Source organism: Nitrincola tibetensis (assembly GCF_003284585.1).
Lineage (GTDB): Bacteria > Pseudomonadota > Gammaproteobacteria > Pseudomonadales > Balneatricaceae > Nitrincola > Nitrincola tibetensis.
Genome location: NZ_QKRX01000007.1, coordinates 20,794 through 37,744, shown reverse-complemented (window position 1 = coordinate 37,744; position 16,951 = coordinate 20,794). Strand labels below are relative to the sequence as shown.

Sequence of the window (16,951 nt, the reverse complement as noted above, 5' to 3'; positions counted from 1 at the left end):
AAATTATCCTATATTTTTGAATGCAAAAAACAGCCTAAATCATTTACAAAATGAGCTCGAAAGACACGATGCTTACTTTCAAGCTGAGTATTGAAATGAAAAACAACCTTATTAAGCTATAAGGGTAAGAGTAAAAGACCTTTAGGTGTTTACTTGCTTAATTTGTGTTCAAATGCACGCGATCAACCCCCTGACTACAGAGAAACTAAAGAATGGATATTCGTAAGGTCAAAAAACTGATCGAACTACTTGAAGAATCCAATATCAATGAAATTGAGATCAAAGAAGGTGAAGAGTCGGTTCGCATTAGCCGCGGCTCAAGCGTCAGTGCTCCTATTTACCAGCCATCTCCGCATTATATGAGTGCAGCGCCAGCGCCAGCTCCTCAGAGCGCTCCAGCAAGTGCACCAGCGGTCGAGTCTTCTGCATCTACAGGTCATGTCATCCGCTCACCGATGGTCGGTACTTTTTACGGTGCACCATCACCTAGCTCACCTGCATTTACTGCAGTTGGTAAAACAGTTAAAGCTGGCGACGTCATCTGTATTGTTGAAGCTATGAAAATGATGAATCAGATTGAAGCAGACAAATCTGGTGTTGTTGAAGCGATTTTGGTTGAAGATGGACAACCCGTTGAGTTTGATCAACCTCTGTTCACAATCGTCTAAGCCCTCAATTTAACGTAAGGATCTTTCCAAGATGCTGGACAAAGTTCTGATTGCCAATCGTGGTGAAATTGCTTTGCGAATTCTGCGAGCATGTAAAGAGTTGGGCATTCGAACTGTTGCAGTTCATTCTGTGCCTGATCGTGATTTGATGCACGTACGTCTCGCAGATGAGGCCGTTTGCATTGGGCCGGCCTCATCAGCTAAAAGCTATTTAAATATTCCTGCACTGATCAGCGCAGCTGAAGTCACAGACTCGGTTGGTATACATCCTGGATACGGTTTTTTAGCTGAGAGCGCTATCTTTGCTGAACAAGTAGAACGTTCTGGCTTTACGTTCATTGGCCCGACGGCTGACGTTATCCGCTTAATGGGAGATAAGGTTTCAGCGATTGCAGCAATGAAAAAAGCCGGTGTACCGACAGTGCCGGGATCAGACGGCCCTCTTCCTGACAACAATGACGAACTTTTCGCGATTGCTCGTAAAATTGGCTACCCCGTGATAGTTAAAGCAGCCGCAGGTGGCGGTGGACGCGGCATGCGTGTTGTGCAAGCTGAAGCACATTTGCTAAATGCCATCCATGTCACGCGCTCTGAAGCCGGTGCGGCCTTTGGTGATGACACGCTCTACATGGAGAAATTCCTAGAGCATCCTCGCCACGTTGAAGTACAAGTGCTGGCAGACGGCCAAGGAAATGCTATCCACTTATATGACCGCGACTGTTCAATGCAGCGCCGCCATCAGAAGGTAGTCGAAGAAGCTCCAGCCCCGATGATTGATGAAGAAGCGCGCCAGACTGTCTTTAAAGCCTGTGTTGATGCGTGCATTCATATTGGCTATCGCGGTGCGGGCACATTTGAGTTTTTGTATGAGGACGGCAAATTTTACTTTATCGAGATGAACACGCGGGTTCAGGTCGAGCACCCAGTAACTGAACAAGTTACAGGTGTGGATATTGTAAAAGAGCAATTACGAATCGCTTCAGGCCTCCCCTTATCTTTCAAGCAAGAAGATATTGTTCTTCGTGGGCATGCCTTCGAGTGCCGTATCAATGCTGAAGATCCGAAAACCTTTCTCCCCTGCCCAGGTAAAGTAACACACTTCCATGCTCCAGGCGGAAACGGTATTCGAGTTGATTCTCATCTATACGATGGCTACACCGTTCCCCCTCATTACGATTCGCTTATCGCTAAGCTCATCACCTATGGGGAAGACAGGGCAACAGCGTTACGCCGAATGAGAAATGCACTTGATGAAACGATGATTGATGGTATTCGTACCAATATCGCTCTGCATCAAGATATTGTTCGCGACAGCAATTTCGCAAATGGTGGCGTAAACATTCATTATCTCGAGAAAAAACTCGGTCTTTAATCTAAAAAACCCGCTTAACAGCGGGTTTTTTTTCATGCATCAAAGCCCACTCTATTACGCCAAAGGTTTTTATCCACTTTCGGACGGAAGAACGGCTGACATAATGCTGTGATTAAGCGATACTTTGCGCATTATGTTGTTATTGGAGTCATCATGCCCTGGTTACAAATTTCGTTATCTACTACACCTGACTGCGCCGAACAATACGAAGACATCCTTCTCGCCGCTGGATGTGCAGTCGTGAGTTATCAAGATGCAGAGGATGAACCAATTTTCGAACCTGACTTAGGTACCACCCCTTTATGGTCCAATACTGTCGTCACAGGTTTGTTTGATGCCGAGTATGATTTAAACGAAACCCTTGCACTGATAAAAGCAGAGCAAATGGCAACATGGCCCGACTCAGCAACTCTCCCTAGTATTAAGGCAGAAATACTAGAAGATAAAGACTGGGAACGTGAGTGGATGGACAACTACCATCCAATGAAGTTTGGCCAACGCTTATGGGTCTGTCCAAGCTGGAAGCCAGCCCCTGACCCTAATGCCGTCAATTTACTTCTCGACCCAGGTTTGGCGTTTGGAACGGGCACTCACCCAACCACAGCCTTGTGCCTTGAATGGTTGGATTCTGAAGATTTAAACGAAAAATTCGTCATAGATTATGGCTGTGGTTCCGGCATTTTAGGCATCGCGGCACTGCTGTTAGGGGCAAAATCTGTTCATGCCGTCGATATAGACCCGCAAGCTCTCTCAGCCACACAAGATAACCTAGTGAGAAACAACCTGTACAGCAATCTCCTTCAAACGTTTTATCCCGAATCCATGCCGGCAGATACGGCTGAGGTTCTAGTTGCCAACATCTTAGCAGGCCCTCTCAATAGTTTATGCCCAACCCTCACTAAATTGGTTAAGCCCGGTGGCAAAATCCTACTGTCTGGATTGCTGTCTGCACAAGCTGATGAGCTTATGGACACCTACAGTCACAGCTTTATCATGGAAGCTCCCGTCGAAAAAGAAGGCTGGATTCGCCTTAGCGGTACTCGTCGCTCGTGAATATAGAAATGATTACCACCCATTGCCCTCACTGCCATACGCAATACAAAATTACGCCTGGCCACTTAAAAATAGCATCAGGTAAGGTGCGGTGTGGTAAGTGCTTAAGCGTCTTTGATGCGTTGCCCGAAACACCCAAATGGTCAGATACGATGGAAACAACCGATGTGGGCCATAGCGCCCATATCGACACCCATTCAACTGATGCTCAGAAAGCCGCTTACTCAGGCACAGAAAGCAGTGATAATATTTCATTGTTTGCCCAAACGAAAGATTTTGACGATGCCTCCAACTCTATAAAATTAGCGAATGATCTGCATTCATCCAATCAACCATCAAACCTAAAAAGTATCGAGCAACCCTTATCAAAGCTTGCATCTCAGCTTCGTCAACTAAATACTGCGCAGATCGATACCGAAGCACTACAAAGCAAACCCTATTTAAATATAACAGCAGAACCCCTCAGTCTGCGTAATCCAGACTTTAAACAACCCAAGCGCAATGACTTGCCCATCATGCTTGCGTGTTTTTTAGGCATTATGATACTCGCCTTCCAAGTTTTATGGTTTGAACGTCAGTCTCTAGCCAAGTACCCGGCACTCGACACTGCCTACCAAGCCATTTGCGTGTTAATGAGTTGCGACCTACCCAGCCATAAAGCCTATCAGGAAATTGTGTCTCATCAACTGATCATCAGACAGCACCCTCGTCACCCTGATGGATTAATTGCAAGCTTAGTAATTGAAAATACCGCAAGTTTTTATCAACCCTTTCCTATTCTGCGCCTATCTTTTACGGATCAAAAAAATACCCAAGTTGCGGTACGCGCCTTCACACCTCAAGAATACCTAAACTCTCCACTATTTGACTCCCAAAGAATGCCTACAAAACAGAGACTTGAAGTGGGGCTTGAAATGATGAAACCCATTGAAGGGCAGCTTGGCTATAACCTAAGCATTCTACCTGCGCACTAAACAAACTGCCCTTTAGATCAAAAAATCATCAGAATCGACTTGGAGCCCTCGGCTAGAAGCGGTATCATTACCCACCTTCCGCGAATGCTCTTTTCTCTGGTGTAAACTGCACCGGACAGATATTTTTTTGACTCATTTTAAGGTTAAGTATGTTTCAGGTCGGCCCCTACATCATAAATAGCCAAGTTATTCTGGCGCCTATGGCGGGGATCACGGACAGACCCTTTCGTCAGTTATGTCGACGCATGGGTGCAGGGCTTGCCGTTTCCGAAATGGTGATTAGCGATGTCAGCTTTTGGAAAACCCAAAAGTCAGCCTTTCGCTTAGACCATGAAGGTGAAACCAGCCCTCGCGCTGTCCAGATTGCTGGATCAGATCCAGAAATGATGGCTTATGCCGCTAAAATGAATGTCGAGCGCGGTGCCCAAATTATTGATATCAATATGGGATGCCCCGCCAAAAAAGTCTGTAACCGTGCGGCAGGTTCAGCTCTGATGCGTGAACCTGAACTAGTGAAACAGATTCTGGAAGCTGTTGTGAGTGCTGTCGACGTCCCTGTTACATTAAAAATGAGAACAGGTTGGTCGTCCGAGCTTAAGAATGGCATCGAAATCGCTCAAATGGCGCAAGCCACAGGTATTCAAGCCTTAGCTGTACACGGCAGGACACGAGCAGATGCCTATCGCGGCCAAGCTGAATACGAGACCTTAGCCAGAATTCGGGAGGTTATCGACATCCCTCTTTTTGCAAATGGGGATATTGATTCACCGAATAAAGCGGCTGAGGTGTTAAAACAGACAGGTGCTGATGCCGTAATGATTGGTCGAGCGGCTCAAGGCCAGCCTTGGTTATTTCGAGAAATTGATCATTTTTTAAAAACAGGTACTTATGCAGTACCACCAGAGACCCAGGAAGTGCATGGCATCATGCTCGAACACCTTCAAGCTTTACACGCTTTTTATGGTGAAGTGTTAGGCGTTCGAATTGCTAGAAAGCACATAGGCTGGTATCTGAACGTACAGCAAACAGGAACCGAGTTCCGGAAATTTTTTAATTCAATTGACACAGCAGAACAGCAAGTAAATGAATTGGTGCTTTTTTTAGCCTCGACCAATTCCGCTGCCGCCTGATATCGGGATAAGCTTATGAATGCAATGGACAATAAAATCGTGAAACAAGCCTCAACTGCACAACAGACCACTCCCCCGCAAACACTGCGGGATAGTGTTCATCAGTCCATGACAAGCTACTTCAAACAACTCGATGGCCAACCAGTTACAGATGTTTACCAAATGGTATTGTCTGAAATCGAAGCTCCATTGTTTGAAAGCGTTATGGCTTACACGAAAGACAATCAGACCAAGGCGTCTGAGTTGCTGGGTTTGAATCGTGGGACCCTGCGCAAAAAACTAAAACAGTACGGATTGCTTTAATTTTTGAACCATCAATTGCTGGCCGGAACCCCTTATGTCTGAGCAAACTATCACCCCAGTGCGTCGTGCACTGATCAGTGTATCCGATAAAACCGGAATCCTTGACTTTGCACGCGCCTTAACTGAGCGTGGTGTTGAAATTTTATCAACGGGTGGGACTTACAAACTCTTACTTGATAACCAAATTAGTGCAGTTGAAGTCTCTGACTACACAGGCTTTCCAGAGATGATGGATGGTCGTGTCAAAACCCTGCACCCTAAAATTCATGGTGGTATCCTCGGCCGTAGAGGTCAGGATGATGCCATTATGCAAGAACATAACATTTCGGCAATTGACATGGTCATTGTCAACCTTTATCCCTTTGCTCAAACCATTGCTCGCCCAGACTGTGACCTTGCCATGGCCATCGAAAATATCGATATCGGCGGCCCTACTATGGTGCGTTCAGCGGCTAAAAATCATAAAGATGTTGCGATTGTTGTTAACGCATCTGACTATGACGTTATTATCCAAGAACTGGATGAAAATAAAGGCTTATCTCATAAAACTCGCTTCGACCTCGCCGTCAAAGCCTTTGAGCATACAGCTGCTTATGATGGAATGATTGCCAATTATCTTGGTGCCATTATAGAAGGTGATGAAGAGCTCCCATCGGCCTTTCCGCGCACATTCAATACGCAATTTATCAAAGCTCAGGAAATGCGTTACGGTGAGAACCCTCACCAGAAAGCCGCATTCTATGTTGAAGCCAATCCGTCTGAACCCTCTGTTGCCACCGCAAGGCAGGTACAAGGCAAAGCACTTTCTTACAACAATGTTGCTGACACAGATGCTGCTCTAGAATGTGTCAAGCCTTTCCGCGATCCTGCTTGTGTCATTGTAAAGCATGCCAATCCTTGTGGTGTTGCCATTGGCGAGAACCTTTTGGATGCCTATAATCGAGCATTTTTAACAGATCCCACCTCGGCTTTTGGAGGTATCATCGCCTTCAACCGTGAACTGGATGGAAAAACCGCACAAGCAATTGTTGATCGTCAGTTTGTCGAAGTTATTATTGCACCTTCTGTGACACAAGAAGCTTCTGAAATTGTGGCAGCCAAACCCAATGTTCGCTTACTCGAATGCGGACAATGGGATTCACAACCTTCAAAATCCTTAGATTACAAACGGGTCAATGGTGGTTTACTTATCCAAGACCGAGACTTAGGTATGATCGACGCCTCACAGCTTAAGATCGTTACTAAGCGTCAACCCAGCGAGCAAGAAATCCGTGATTTACTCTTTTGCTGGGAAGTGGCTAAGTTTGTCAAATCCAATGCGATTGTTTACGCACGTGATGGCCAAACCATCGGCATTGGTGCCGGACAAATGAGCCGCGTCTACTCAGCTCGCATCGCCGCTATCAAAGCCGCAGACGAAGGGTTAGAAGTCAAGGGATCGGTCATGGCATCAGATGCCTTTTTCCCTTTCCGAGACGGTATCGATTCTGCAGCCGAGGCAGGAATTACTGCGGTTATTCAGCCAGGTGGATCAATGCGTGATCAGGAAGTGATTGATGCTGCAAACGAACACGGCATGGCGATGGTCTTTACTGGCATGCGTCACTTCCGTCACTAATGGGCATTCATTTATAGGAACAAGCAATGAACATTTTGATTATCGGCTCGGGTGGACGCGAGCACGCTCTGGCTTGGTCAGTTGCACAAGACTCTCGTGTTGCACAGATCTTCGTTGCTCCAGGTAACGCGGCCACTGCAACTGAACACAAAATGTCCAACGTTAATATTGATGTATTGGACATTGAGGGCTTGCTTACGTTTGCACAAGACGCATCCATCGACTTAACGATTGTTGGTCCTGAAGCCCCACTCGTTGCTGGCGTTGTTGATCGTTTTCAAGCGGAAGGCCTACGTATTTTTGGTCCTAGTGCTGCAGCTGCTCAACTTGAAGGCTCAAAAGCCTTTACTAAGGACTTCTTGGCTCGGCATCAAATCCCAACTGCAGATTATCAAAACTTTACGGTTGTTGACTCTGCACTGGCCTACCTTCAAGAAAAAGGGGCTCCGATTGTCATCAAAGCCGACGGTTTAGCGGCAGGCAAAGGCGTGATTGTTGCGATGACCCTCGCGGAAGCCGAGGAAGCGGTTAGAGACATGCTTGCAGGTAATGCCTTTGGTGATGCCGGACACCGCGTTGTCATAGAAGAGTTTCTTGAAGGCGAGGAAGCTTCTTTTATTGTGATGGTCGATGGTGAACATGTGTTGCCGATGGCAACCAGTCAGGATCATAAACGTGTAGGCGATGCAGACACAGGTCCCAATACTGGCGGAATGGGTGCTTACTCCCCAGCTCCTGTCGTAACCCCAGAAATTCATGATCGCGTCATGCGCGAAATCATCATGCCAACAGTTAAAGGTATGGCTGCCGAGGGCATGCCGTATACCGGATTCTTGTATGCTGGCTTAATGATCGATGCTACAGGGGCACCCAAAGTGATTGAGTATAACTGTCGCTTTGGAGATCCTGAAACGCAACCGATTATGATGCGTTTGCAATCCAGTCTTGTCGACCTGTGTAATGCTGCACTTGATCAAACACTCAATCAGGTTACGGCTGAGTGGGATGATCGTTGTGCCGTTGGTGTCGTTATGGCGGCGGGTGGTTACCCCGGAGACTACCGGAAAGGAGATGTCATTTCTTTTCCAGATACTACACCCGAATCCTGTCGCGTCTTCCATGCTGGAACACGTCTCGAAAACGGGCAAGCCGTCACTGCAGGAGGCCGTGTACTTTGTGTCACTGCGTTGGGTAACAGCGTGCTTGATGCACAACAGAAAGCCTATGCCTTAACCAAAATGATACACTGGGATGGTGCATTTTATCGCCAAGACATTGGCTATCGTGCGATAGCCCGCGAAACATCGTAAGACAAAGTTTAACTCCCTTCTCAAACCAAGCCGTGCCTATGTCACTGGCTTGGTTTCTATCGACACACACCTCTTCACAAACAGCCTAACTCATCCAAAAGACATTGATCACTTCATTGATTATCTTCGTATTTATCTTTATAAAGAAAGTATAAATTGAATAATGATCTTAAGGAAATAAGCTACACTTAATTACACATTCAAGAAAAGAACTTGAACCAGCCCTGATATCCATGAGTCTAAACTTTATATACTCCTCTATGTAAAGTGCTAGTTCTTCAGCTACGACAGGAAGGTGATCAATGAGTATTTTCGAACACTACAAATCTCGCTACACCTCGGTACTGCAGGAAGAAATGACCCTGCAAGAGTACCTAAATCTCTGTAAAGAAGACCCGCTTACCTACGTCAATGCGGCCGAACGCATGTTAAAAGCCATCGGTGAACCCGAAGTCGTTGACACCTCAAGAGACCCTCGATTAAGCCGCATCTTCTCCAACAAAGTCATCAAACGCTACCCTGCATTTTGTGAATTCTATGGAATGGAAGATGCCATCGAGAACATTGTTTCTTACTTCCGACATGCCGCTCAGGGGCTAGAGGAAAAGAAACAGATTTTGTACCTACTCGGACCCGTCGGCGGAGGTAAATCCTCTCTGGCCGAACGCTTAAAGCATCTAATGGAAAAAATCCCCTTCTACGCCATCAAAGGCTCTCCGGTCTTTGAATCGCCTTTAGGGCTATTCAATCCCGAAGAAGATGCCACCTTGTTAGAGGAAGACTTTGGTATTCCGCGTCGCTACTTGCGCGGCATCATGTCACCCTGGGCCGTTAAACGTCTTCATGAATATGGGGGCGATCTTTCACGCTTCAAAGTGGTAAAACTCTATCCCTCCATTCTGAACCAGATTGCACTTGCTAAAACAGAACCCGGAGATGAGAACAACCAAGACATTTCAAGCTTGGTCGGTAAGGTCGATATTCGTAAGCTTGAAGAGTATCCACAGCATGACCCAGATGCCTATAGTTTCTCTGGCGCTTTGTGTCGTGCCAACCAAGGGATTATGGAGTTTGTTGAAATGTTCAAAGCACCCATCAAGGTGCTGCATCCTTTATTAACGGCCACTCAAGAAGGTAACTACAACAGTACAGAAGGAATGGGCGCAATTCCATTTGACGGTATTATTCTTGCCCACTCGAATGAGTCCGAATGGCAAACCTTTAAAAACAACAAAACCAACGAGGCGTTCATCGATCGTGTTTACATTGTTAAGGTGCCCTACTGCTCACGTGTGACGGAAGAAATTAATATTTACGCCAAACTCCTTGAGAACAGCTCACTAAAAGCATCGCCCTGTGCGCCAGATACCTTAAACATGCTTGCCCAGTTTACAGTTCTGTCTCGTCTTAAAGTGCCCGACAATTCTAGCATTTTTTCTAAAATGCGAATCTACGATGGTGAAAATCTAAAAGATACTGATCCTAAGGCAAAATCCTTACAAGAGTACAAAGACTCTGCTGGCGTTAATGAAGGCATGGACGGTCTCTCAACACGTTTTGCTTTTAAGATACTCTCTAAGGTGTTCAACTTTGATCCGGTTGAAATCGCCGCCAACCCAGTGCATTTGTTATACGTGCTGGAAAAAGAAATTGCACAACAACAATTTCCAACAGAGATCCAAGATCGGTATTTAGGCTATTTAAAAGAGTATATAGCCCCTAAATACATCGAGTATTTAGGCAAAGAAATTCAAACGGCTTACTTAGAGTCTTACTCAGAGTATGGACAGAACATCTTCGATCGCTATGTCACTTATGCCGACTTCTGGATTCAAGATCAAGAGTACCGAGATCCTGAAACAGGAGACATTCTGGATCGACAAAGCATCAACGAAGAACTCGAAAAAATAGAAAAACCAGCGGGGATCAGCAATCCAAAAGATTTCCGCCATGAAATTGTCAACTTTGTTCTGCGTGCTCGTGCCAATAACAATGGCCAGAATCCGAAGTGGAATAGCTATGAAAAAATGCGATCTGTGATTGAGAAAAAAATGTTTGCCAATACCGAAGACCTGCTTCCCGTTATCTCATTTAACGCAAAAGCATCCTCAGATGATCAGAAAAAACACAGTGAGTTTGTAAAACGTATGATCCAACGCGGTTACACAGAGAAACAAGTAAGACTGTTATCAGAATGGTACATTCGTGTACGTAAATCTCAGTAATTGGAAACCCGTTCAGCCTAGCTGCAACGGGTGGAGCTGGTTGTATGAGCTATATTATCGACCGACGTCTAAACGCCAAGAAAAAGAGTACGGTAAACCGACAAAGGTTTCTTCGTCGTTATAAGCAACACATTAAAGAAGCTGTTGATCAGGCGATTAACGATCGTTCGATTACCGATCTTGAGCGAGGAGGCAAAGTCAGCATTCCTCGCAAGGATATCTCTGAACCGATTTTTCATCACGGTCCTGGAGGTATCACTGATCGTGTGTATCCCGGCAATAGAGAATTCTCTGAGGGTGATGAGTTTAAGCGCCCGGAGAAAGGTGGTGGTGGCGGTTCTGGGCAAGGGAAAGCCAGTAATCAAGGCGAAGGCGAAGATGAGTTCACGTTCAATATTAGTCAGGATGAATTCCTCGACTTTATGTTTGAAGATCTTGAACTACCCAACTTAATTCGAAAAGAGCTCAAAGATGCTACAAGTTTTGAGACGCGAAGAGCTGGATTTTCTTCACATGGCTCACCGGATAAATTGCATATTGTCAGATCACTAAAGGCAGCCTACGCACGCAGAATTGCGCTATCTGGCAATCGTCGAGATGATATTCGTGCCCTTAGAAAAGAAATTTGGGCCTTGGAAAAAGAAGCCGTGACTGACGACACTACGGAGCGACTCCAGGCTCTAAGAGCCTCGTTGCTGGAGCTCGAAAAAAGTGTCAAAAAACTGCCGTTTATTGACGATTTTGATTTACGCTACCAAAACCTGGTCAGGATTCCGATTCCGTCGAGTAAAGCGGTCATGATCTGCGTGATGGATGTGTCGGGCTCAATGACACAATCAATTAAAGATATGGCAAAGCGTTTTTTTATCCTGCTCTATCTTTTCCTACAGCGCAATTATAAACAAATCGAACTTGTCTTTGTTCGGCACCACACATTAGCAAAAGAAGTCGACGAACAAGAGTTTTTTTACTCCCGAGAAACAGGAGGTACGATTGTCTCGGGCGCGCTCAGCCTAACGGCGGACATCATCAAGAGTCGCTACTCGCCATCTGAATGGAATATCTATGTAGCACAAGCATCCGATGGCGACAACTGGGATGGCGACTCAAGTTTGTGCGGCGACCTTTTACGAGAAAAGCTGCTTCCTCTGGTTCAATATTTCGCGTATGTCGAGATCACAACGGGGCCTCATCAAAACCTTTGGTATGAATATGAAGGCATTAAAGATCAGTTTTCAGAACAATTTGCTATGCAGCAAATTACACAACCCGGTGACATCTACCCGGTTTTCAGAAAACTCTTTGAAAAGCGTACAGAGGTGAACTCATGAGCACTTCGTCTCCAAAATTATTATCGGTCAGCTCTGAATGGAACTTTGAGCTGCTCGAAGCATTTGACAGAGAGTTAGGACGTATTGCGAAAGATTTCGGCCTGGACACCTATCCAAACCAGATCGAAATCATCACATCCGAGCAAATGATGGATGCGTATTCGTCTATTGGCATGCCGCTCAACTATAACCACTGGTCATTTGGCAAACAGTTTGTAGAAACAGAGCAAAACTATTGCCGTGGGCGAATGGGTTTAGCTTATGAGATTGTCATTAATTCAGACCCCTGTATTGCCTATCTGATGGAGGAAAATACGCTGTGCATGCAAGCGCTTGTTATCGCTCATGCCTGCTATGGACACAACTCCTTTTTTAAAGGCAATTATTTATTTAGAACCTGGACCGATGCCTCAGCCATTATTGACTATCTTTTATTTGCGAAAAACTACATACGCGAATGTGAAGAACGCCATGGCGTTGAAGAGGTTGAAGCAATTCTTGATTCTTGCCATGCACTCATGAACTATGGCGTTAATCGTTATAAACGCCCTCGTCCTCTGACCGCTGCTGAAGAGCGTGAGCGCCAACGTTCACGCGAAGCCTATATGCAACAGCATTTAAACGAGCTCTGGAACACCATTCCTAAAAAAGAAGGGCACGCTGACGCACAACAAACACGCTATCCCGTTGAGCCAGAAGAAAATATTCTCTATTTCATTGAAAAAAATGCGCCTCTATTGGAGTCTTGGCAACGCGAATTAATTCGTATTGTTAGAAAATTAGCGCAGTATTTTTATCCACAAAAACAGACACAAGTCATGAATGAAGGCTGGGCTTGCTTCTGGCACCATACCCTATTACACCAACTCTACGACGAAGGCAGAGTCGACGATGGCTTTATGATGGAGTTCTTACACTCTCATTCGAGTGTTGTCTATCAGCCCCCCTTTGACCACCCTCATTTCTCAGGAATTAACCCCTATACGCTGGGTTATCACATGATGCAAGATATACGCCGTATCTGCGAAAATCCAACGGATGAAGATCGAGAGTGGTTTCCGCAACTCGCGGGCAGTGACTGGCAAGCATCCTTGGACTATGCAATGCGCAATTTCAAAGATGAAAGCTTTATACAGCAATATTTATCACCAAAACTCATTCGTGACTTAAAACTCTTTAATATACATGATGATGCCAGTTTACCCATCCTGAAGGTAAAAGCGATTCACAATGAGACAGGCTACCAGCGGATACGTGAAACCCTCGCCGGCCAATATAACCTCGGAAACCGCGAGCCCAATATTCAAGTCTACAACGTTAATGTCAGAGGTGATCGAAGCTTAACCCTACGCCACTACATGCATAATAAACAACCGCTTGGCAGTTCGAGTAAAGAAGTATTGAAACACCTGCATAGGCTTTGGGGCTTTGATGTCCGCTTGGAATCCATCTTACCGGATGGAACCGTCACCAAACGTTACGAATGCCCACCCTCTGCTGAGTTGCTTGAGGTCATATGCCCATGACGTCTATACTCCTGCATACATCACCTATTGGAGCATCTCTATGGATTGTTTATTTTGTAAAATAATTGCCAATGAAATCCCTGCCGAACGTCTTTATGAAGATGAATATGCGCTGGCATTTAAGGATATTAACCCTCAAGCCCCTTTCCACGCCCTTATTATCCCTAAAAAGCATATTTCAACGCTCAATGACGTTGCCCCTGAAGACTGTGAAGTTGTTGGTCATCTGCATCGCATCGCTGCACTATTAGCCAAGCAAGAAGGTTTTGCCGAAAAAGGGTACCGTACCGTTTTTAATTGTAACTCGCATGGTGGACAAACGGTTTATCACATCCATTTACATTTATTAGGTGGAAAACCCATGGGTTGGCCACCTTACCAAGAAACCTTGAAGGTTGATCCCATTTAATAATTAACTTTTTGTTGCGCTGCATCATTAATCATTATACTAATGTTAGTATGATATAAAGTAGTTCAACAAGGAGCACAATTCATGTCTGATTTAAACTTGGCCCCTCTAAAAAAAGTGCGGCCGCCAGTGCACGATCAATTAGAATTTTTTATTGAACAAGCTAGACAAGCGACGCCTATTCGCACTGCGGTGGTTCATCCCGTTGACCGCAACAGCTTATTGGGTGCGATTGAGGCAGCAGAGCAAGGGCTTATTGAGCCTTTACTTGTAGGCCCTGAACATAAAATACGTGCCGCTGCCGAAAAAGAAGAGATAGATTTATCGCCCTATGAAATTGTTAGCACAGAACACAGCCATGAAGCCGCTGAGCGTGCTTGTGCATTGGTGCGCTCCGCTGAAGCCGTAGCACTCATGAAAGGTAGCTTAGGAACCTCTGAACTCTTAGCCGCGATTTTAGATAAGCAAACCGGTATACGTACAGATCGTCGTTTAAGCCATGTCTGGGTATTTGATGTCCCTAATTACCACAAACCACTGATCATCACCGATGCCGCCATCAATGTGACGCCAGATCTCATTACCAAACGCGACATTATTCAAAATGCCATACACTTTTGCCATTCGCTTGGAATTGCACAGCCTAAGGTCGCTATTCTGGCGGCGGTCGAAAAAGTGAAACCTGGTATGCGAAGCACCATTGATGCTGCCGCCTTATGCAAAATGGCCGATAGAGGCCAGATTACTGGCGCGATATTAGATGGCCCGCTCGCCTTTGATAATGCCATTTCACTGCAGGCGGCAATCGATAAACATATTGATTCTCCAGTATCTGGAGAAGCCGATATCTTACTGGCTCCCGATTTAGAATCAGCCAACATGATTGCGAAACAGCTGATCTACTTAGCAGGCGCAAAATCCGCAGGCCTCGCCGTAGGTGCTAAGGTTCCAATCATCTTAACAAGCCGAGCTGAGGGAACACTAGGACGCCTTGCTTCCTGTGCCATGGCATCACACATGGTTTACCATCCATCGAAAGGGAACTAAGGCTATGCGGACATTGTTAACCGTTAATGGAGGCTCATCCAGTCTCAAATGCGGCCTCTATCAAGTCGAACCGACAGAGTTAAAGAACCTGTGCATTGTCAAATTTGGCAATCTTCTCGGTGAGGGTGTCCGCTTTAGTGCAAGCTCCTTAGAGGGAAAAGTGCTTGATAACCAGACCCTTGACTTCCAATCTTTTTCACGCAATGAGCGTCATCAAGCCGCATTGGATTTTGTCTTAGGTTGGTTCAAATCCGAATTTCCAGATCATCAACTCATGGCATCAGGCCACCGTATCGTGCATGGTGGAAATCGCTTCAGCCATCCCATTAAAGTGGATGCACAAGCGTTAGAAATGCTCGATACCTTTGTCCCTTTAGCACCCTTACATCAGCCTTATAACCTGATGCTAATTAGAGCCATGCAAAACTTGCTTCCTGAGCTTCCTGCCGTCGGTTGTTTTGACACCATGTTTCATGCGCATCAGGATCCACTTGAACGCCTGTACGCCATTCCTAAACACCTTAGTGACGCAGGTGTTATGAAGTATGGTTTCCATGGTTTGTCGTACGAATACATCGTTAGACAATTGCGCAACTCCAACTCTAGCAGACTCAAAACAATCGTCTGTCACCTTGGTGCAGGTGCCAGCATGTGCGCAATTAATCAAGAGAAATCAGTTGCCTCCAGTATGGGCTTTACAGCGGTTGAAGGCCTCCCTATGGGCAGTCGCTGCGGTAGCATCGACCCAGGCGTTCTACTCTATTTGATGCGCGAGTATCAAATGGATCTTGATGCAATCGAAGCGCTCTTGTACAAAGAAAGTGGTTGGTACGGTGTTTCGGGGGGAATTAGCTCCGAAATGCTCGAGTTACACAAAGCACAGCACCCCGATGCAGAACGAGCCATCGATTTGTTCTGTTTACGCATAGCAGAAGAAGTTGGCCGCTTAACCGCTTCACTCGGTGGGCTAGAACAACTTGTGTTCACGGGTGGTGTTGGCGAAAACGATGCGGATGTTCGTGCGCGAGTCATTGAGCGATGCGCTTGGCTGGGTGTCAAATTGAACAGCACGGCCAATGCACATCAAGAGAGTTTGATCAGCACACCTGAGTCTGTGATTCAAGTACGTGTCATTCCAACCGATGAAGAGATGATGATCGCGATGCATACTCACGATCAAGTTCACTCTTAATCCATTTCCTGAGTCGTCTGGTGCTTGCTAGTACCGACGACTCAACGCTTTAATTGCAGCGTTGTCGTAATACCTCAAACAAACACACTCCCGTCGCCACAGAGACATTTAAGCTTGTTAAACTGCCCAGCATAGGGATTTTAATTAACTGGTCACAATGCTCTCGGGTCAAGCGCCGCATCCCTTTACCCTCGGCCCCCATAACAAGTGCCATTGGCCCTTTTAAATCAGCCTCAAATAGCGTTTGCTCAGCCTCCCCAGCCGTTCCAGTGATCCACACACCCGCCTGTTGCAGTGACTGCAAAGTACGAGATAAATTTGTCACTTGAATATAAGGAACAATTTCGGCCGCTCCACATGCGACTTTACTCACCGTCGCATTCAAGGGCGCTGATTTATCTCTTGGCGCAATGACCGCTAAAACTCCTGCCGCTTCAGCGGTGCGTAAACAAGCACCTAAGTTGTGCGGATCGGTAACCCCATCTAAAATCAAAAAGAGTGGATTGCTCGGCGCTTTCGCCAATAGAGCCGTTAAATAGGACTCATCATAGGTCTGGATAGGCTTACACTCCGCAATGACACCTTGATGGCTACCTTCAACCATATCATCTAACCGTTTACGCGCTGTTTTCTGAATTGAAATGCCTTGAGCAATTGCCATTTCTAATAAGGGTGAAATGCGTGCATCCTCTCGCCCCTCTTGCACAAACAATACTTTGATTCGACCTGAATCTCTCTCTAGTAGAGTTGTAATTGCATGAAGACCAAAAACTCGCTCAAATGACATGTTGTT

At 45.8% G+C, this 16,951-nt stretch carries 15 protein-coding genes; 14 read left to right on the top strand and 1 reads right to left on the bottom strand.

The window, feature by feature from the left end:
- Positions 1-212: 212 nt before the first annotated feature.
- The 14 genes from accB (at position 213) to DN062_RS10415 (ending at position 16,158) form a co-directional block, all read left to right on the top strand.
- Positions 213-668: an acetyl-CoA carboxylase biotin carboxyl carrier protein gene (gene accB, locus DN062_RS10480; protein ID WP_112159285.1), complete on the top strand. Its 456-nt coding sequence runs from the start codon at positions 213-215 to the stop codon at positions 666-668.
- Positions 669-699: 31 nt separating this feature from the next.
- A complete protein-coding gene (gene accC / locus DN062_RS10475; RefSeq protein WP_112159284.1) occupies positions 700-2,040 on the top strand; it encodes an acetyl-CoA carboxylase biotin carboxylase subunit in 1,341 nt (446 codons plus the stop codon).
- A 153-nt stretch (positions 2,041-2,193) separates the two neighbouring features.
- Positions 2,194-3,093: a 50S ribosomal protein L11 methyltransferase gene (gene prmA, locus DN062_RS10470; protein WP_112159283.1), complete on the top strand. Its 900-nt coding sequence runs from the start codon at positions 2,194-2,196 to the stop codon at positions 3,091-3,093.
- The gene (locus DN062_RS10465) at positions 3,090-4,067 is read left to right on the top strand and encodes a DUF3426 domain-containing protein (RefSeq protein ID WP_112159282.1); all 978 of its coding nucleotides are present in this window, start codon (positions 3,090-3,092) and stop codon (positions 4,065-4,067) included. Before prmA ends, DN062_RS10465 begins: the two co-directional genes overlap by 4 nt.
- Positions 4,068-4,216: 149 nt before the next feature.
- Positions 4,217-5,197 (top strand): tRNA dihydrouridine synthase DusB, encoded by a 981-nt coding sequence (gene dusB / locus DN062_RS10460; RefSeq protein ID WP_112159281.1) that lies wholly within the window; start codon positions 4,217-4,219, stop codon positions 5,195-5,197.
- Between the two features lie 24 nt (positions 5,198-5,221).
- Complete coding sequence (gene fis / locus DN062_RS10455) at positions 5,222-5,500, top strand: DNA-binding transcriptional regulator Fis (RefSeq protein WP_051514318.1); 279 nt, start codon at positions 5,222-5,224, stop codon at positions 5,498-5,500.
- A gap of 34 nt (positions 5,501-5,534) precedes the next feature.
- A complete protein-coding gene (purH, locus tag DN062_RS10450) occupies positions 5,535-7,118 on the top strand; it encodes a bifunctional phosphoribosylaminoimidazolecarboxamide formyltransferase/IMP cyclohydrolase (protein ID WP_112159280.1) in 1,584 nt (527 codons plus the stop codon).
- A gap of 26 nt (positions 7,119-7,144) precedes the next feature.
- Positions 7,145-8,428 (top strand): phosphoribosylamine--glycine ligase, encoded by a 1,284-nt coding sequence (purD, locus tag DN062_RS10445; protein WP_112159279.1) that lies wholly within the window; start codon positions 7,145-7,147, stop codon positions 8,426-8,428.
- Between the two features lie 302 nt (positions 8,429-8,730).
- Positions 8,731-10,653 (top strand): PrkA family serine protein kinase, encoded by a 1,923-nt coding sequence (locus tag DN062_RS10440; RefSeq protein ID WP_112159278.1) that lies wholly within the window; start codon positions 8,731-8,733, stop codon positions 10,651-10,653.
- A gap of 44 nt (positions 10,654-10,697) precedes the next feature.
- Positions 10,698-11,984 carry a YeaH/YhbH family protein gene (locus tag DN062_RS10435; protein WP_112159277.1) on the top strand — a complete coding sequence of 429 codons (1,287 nt, stop codon included), beginning with the start codon at positions 10,698-10,700 and terminating at the stop codon, positions 11,982-11,984.
- The gene (locus tag DN062_RS10430) at positions 11,981-13,510 is read left to right on the top strand and encodes a SpoVR family protein (RefSeq protein WP_112159276.1); all 1,530 of its coding nucleotides are present in this window, start codon (positions 11,981-11,983) and stop codon (positions 13,508-13,510) included. Before DN062_RS10435 ends, DN062_RS10430 begins: the two co-directional genes overlap by 4 nt.
- Positions 13,511-13,550: 40 nt before the next feature.
- Positions 13,551-13,919, top strand: coding sequence for a histidine triad nucleotide-binding protein (locus DN062_RS10425; RefSeq protein WP_193483890.1), 369 nt, complete (start codon positions 13,551-13,553; stop codon positions 13,917-13,919).
- An 84-nt stretch (positions 13,920-14,003) separates the two neighbouring features.
- Positions 14,004-14,966 (top strand): bifunctional enoyl-CoA hydratase/phosphate acetyltransferase, encoded by a 963-nt coding sequence (locus DN062_RS10420; RefSeq protein WP_112159275.1) that lies wholly within the window; start codon positions 14,004-14,006, stop codon positions 14,964-14,966.
- Between the two features lie 4 nt (positions 14,967-14,970).
- Positions 14,971-16,158 carry an acetate/propionate family kinase gene (locus DN062_RS10415; RefSeq protein WP_112159274.1) on the top strand — a complete coding sequence of 396 codons (1,188 nt, stop codon included), beginning with the start codon at positions 14,971-14,973 and terminating at the stop codon, positions 16,156-16,158.
- A 49-nt stretch (positions 16,159-16,207) separates the two neighbouring features.
- Here DN062_RS10415 and rlmB read toward each other — a convergent pair whose 3' ends face one another.
- Positions 16,208-16,945: a 23S rRNA (guanosine(2251)-2'-O)-methyltransferase RlmB gene (gene rlmB, locus DN062_RS10410; protein WP_112159273.1), complete on the bottom strand. Its 738-nt coding sequence runs from the start codon at positions 16,943-16,945 to the stop codon at positions 16,208-16,210.
- Positions 16,946-16,951 lie beyond the last annotated feature (6 nt).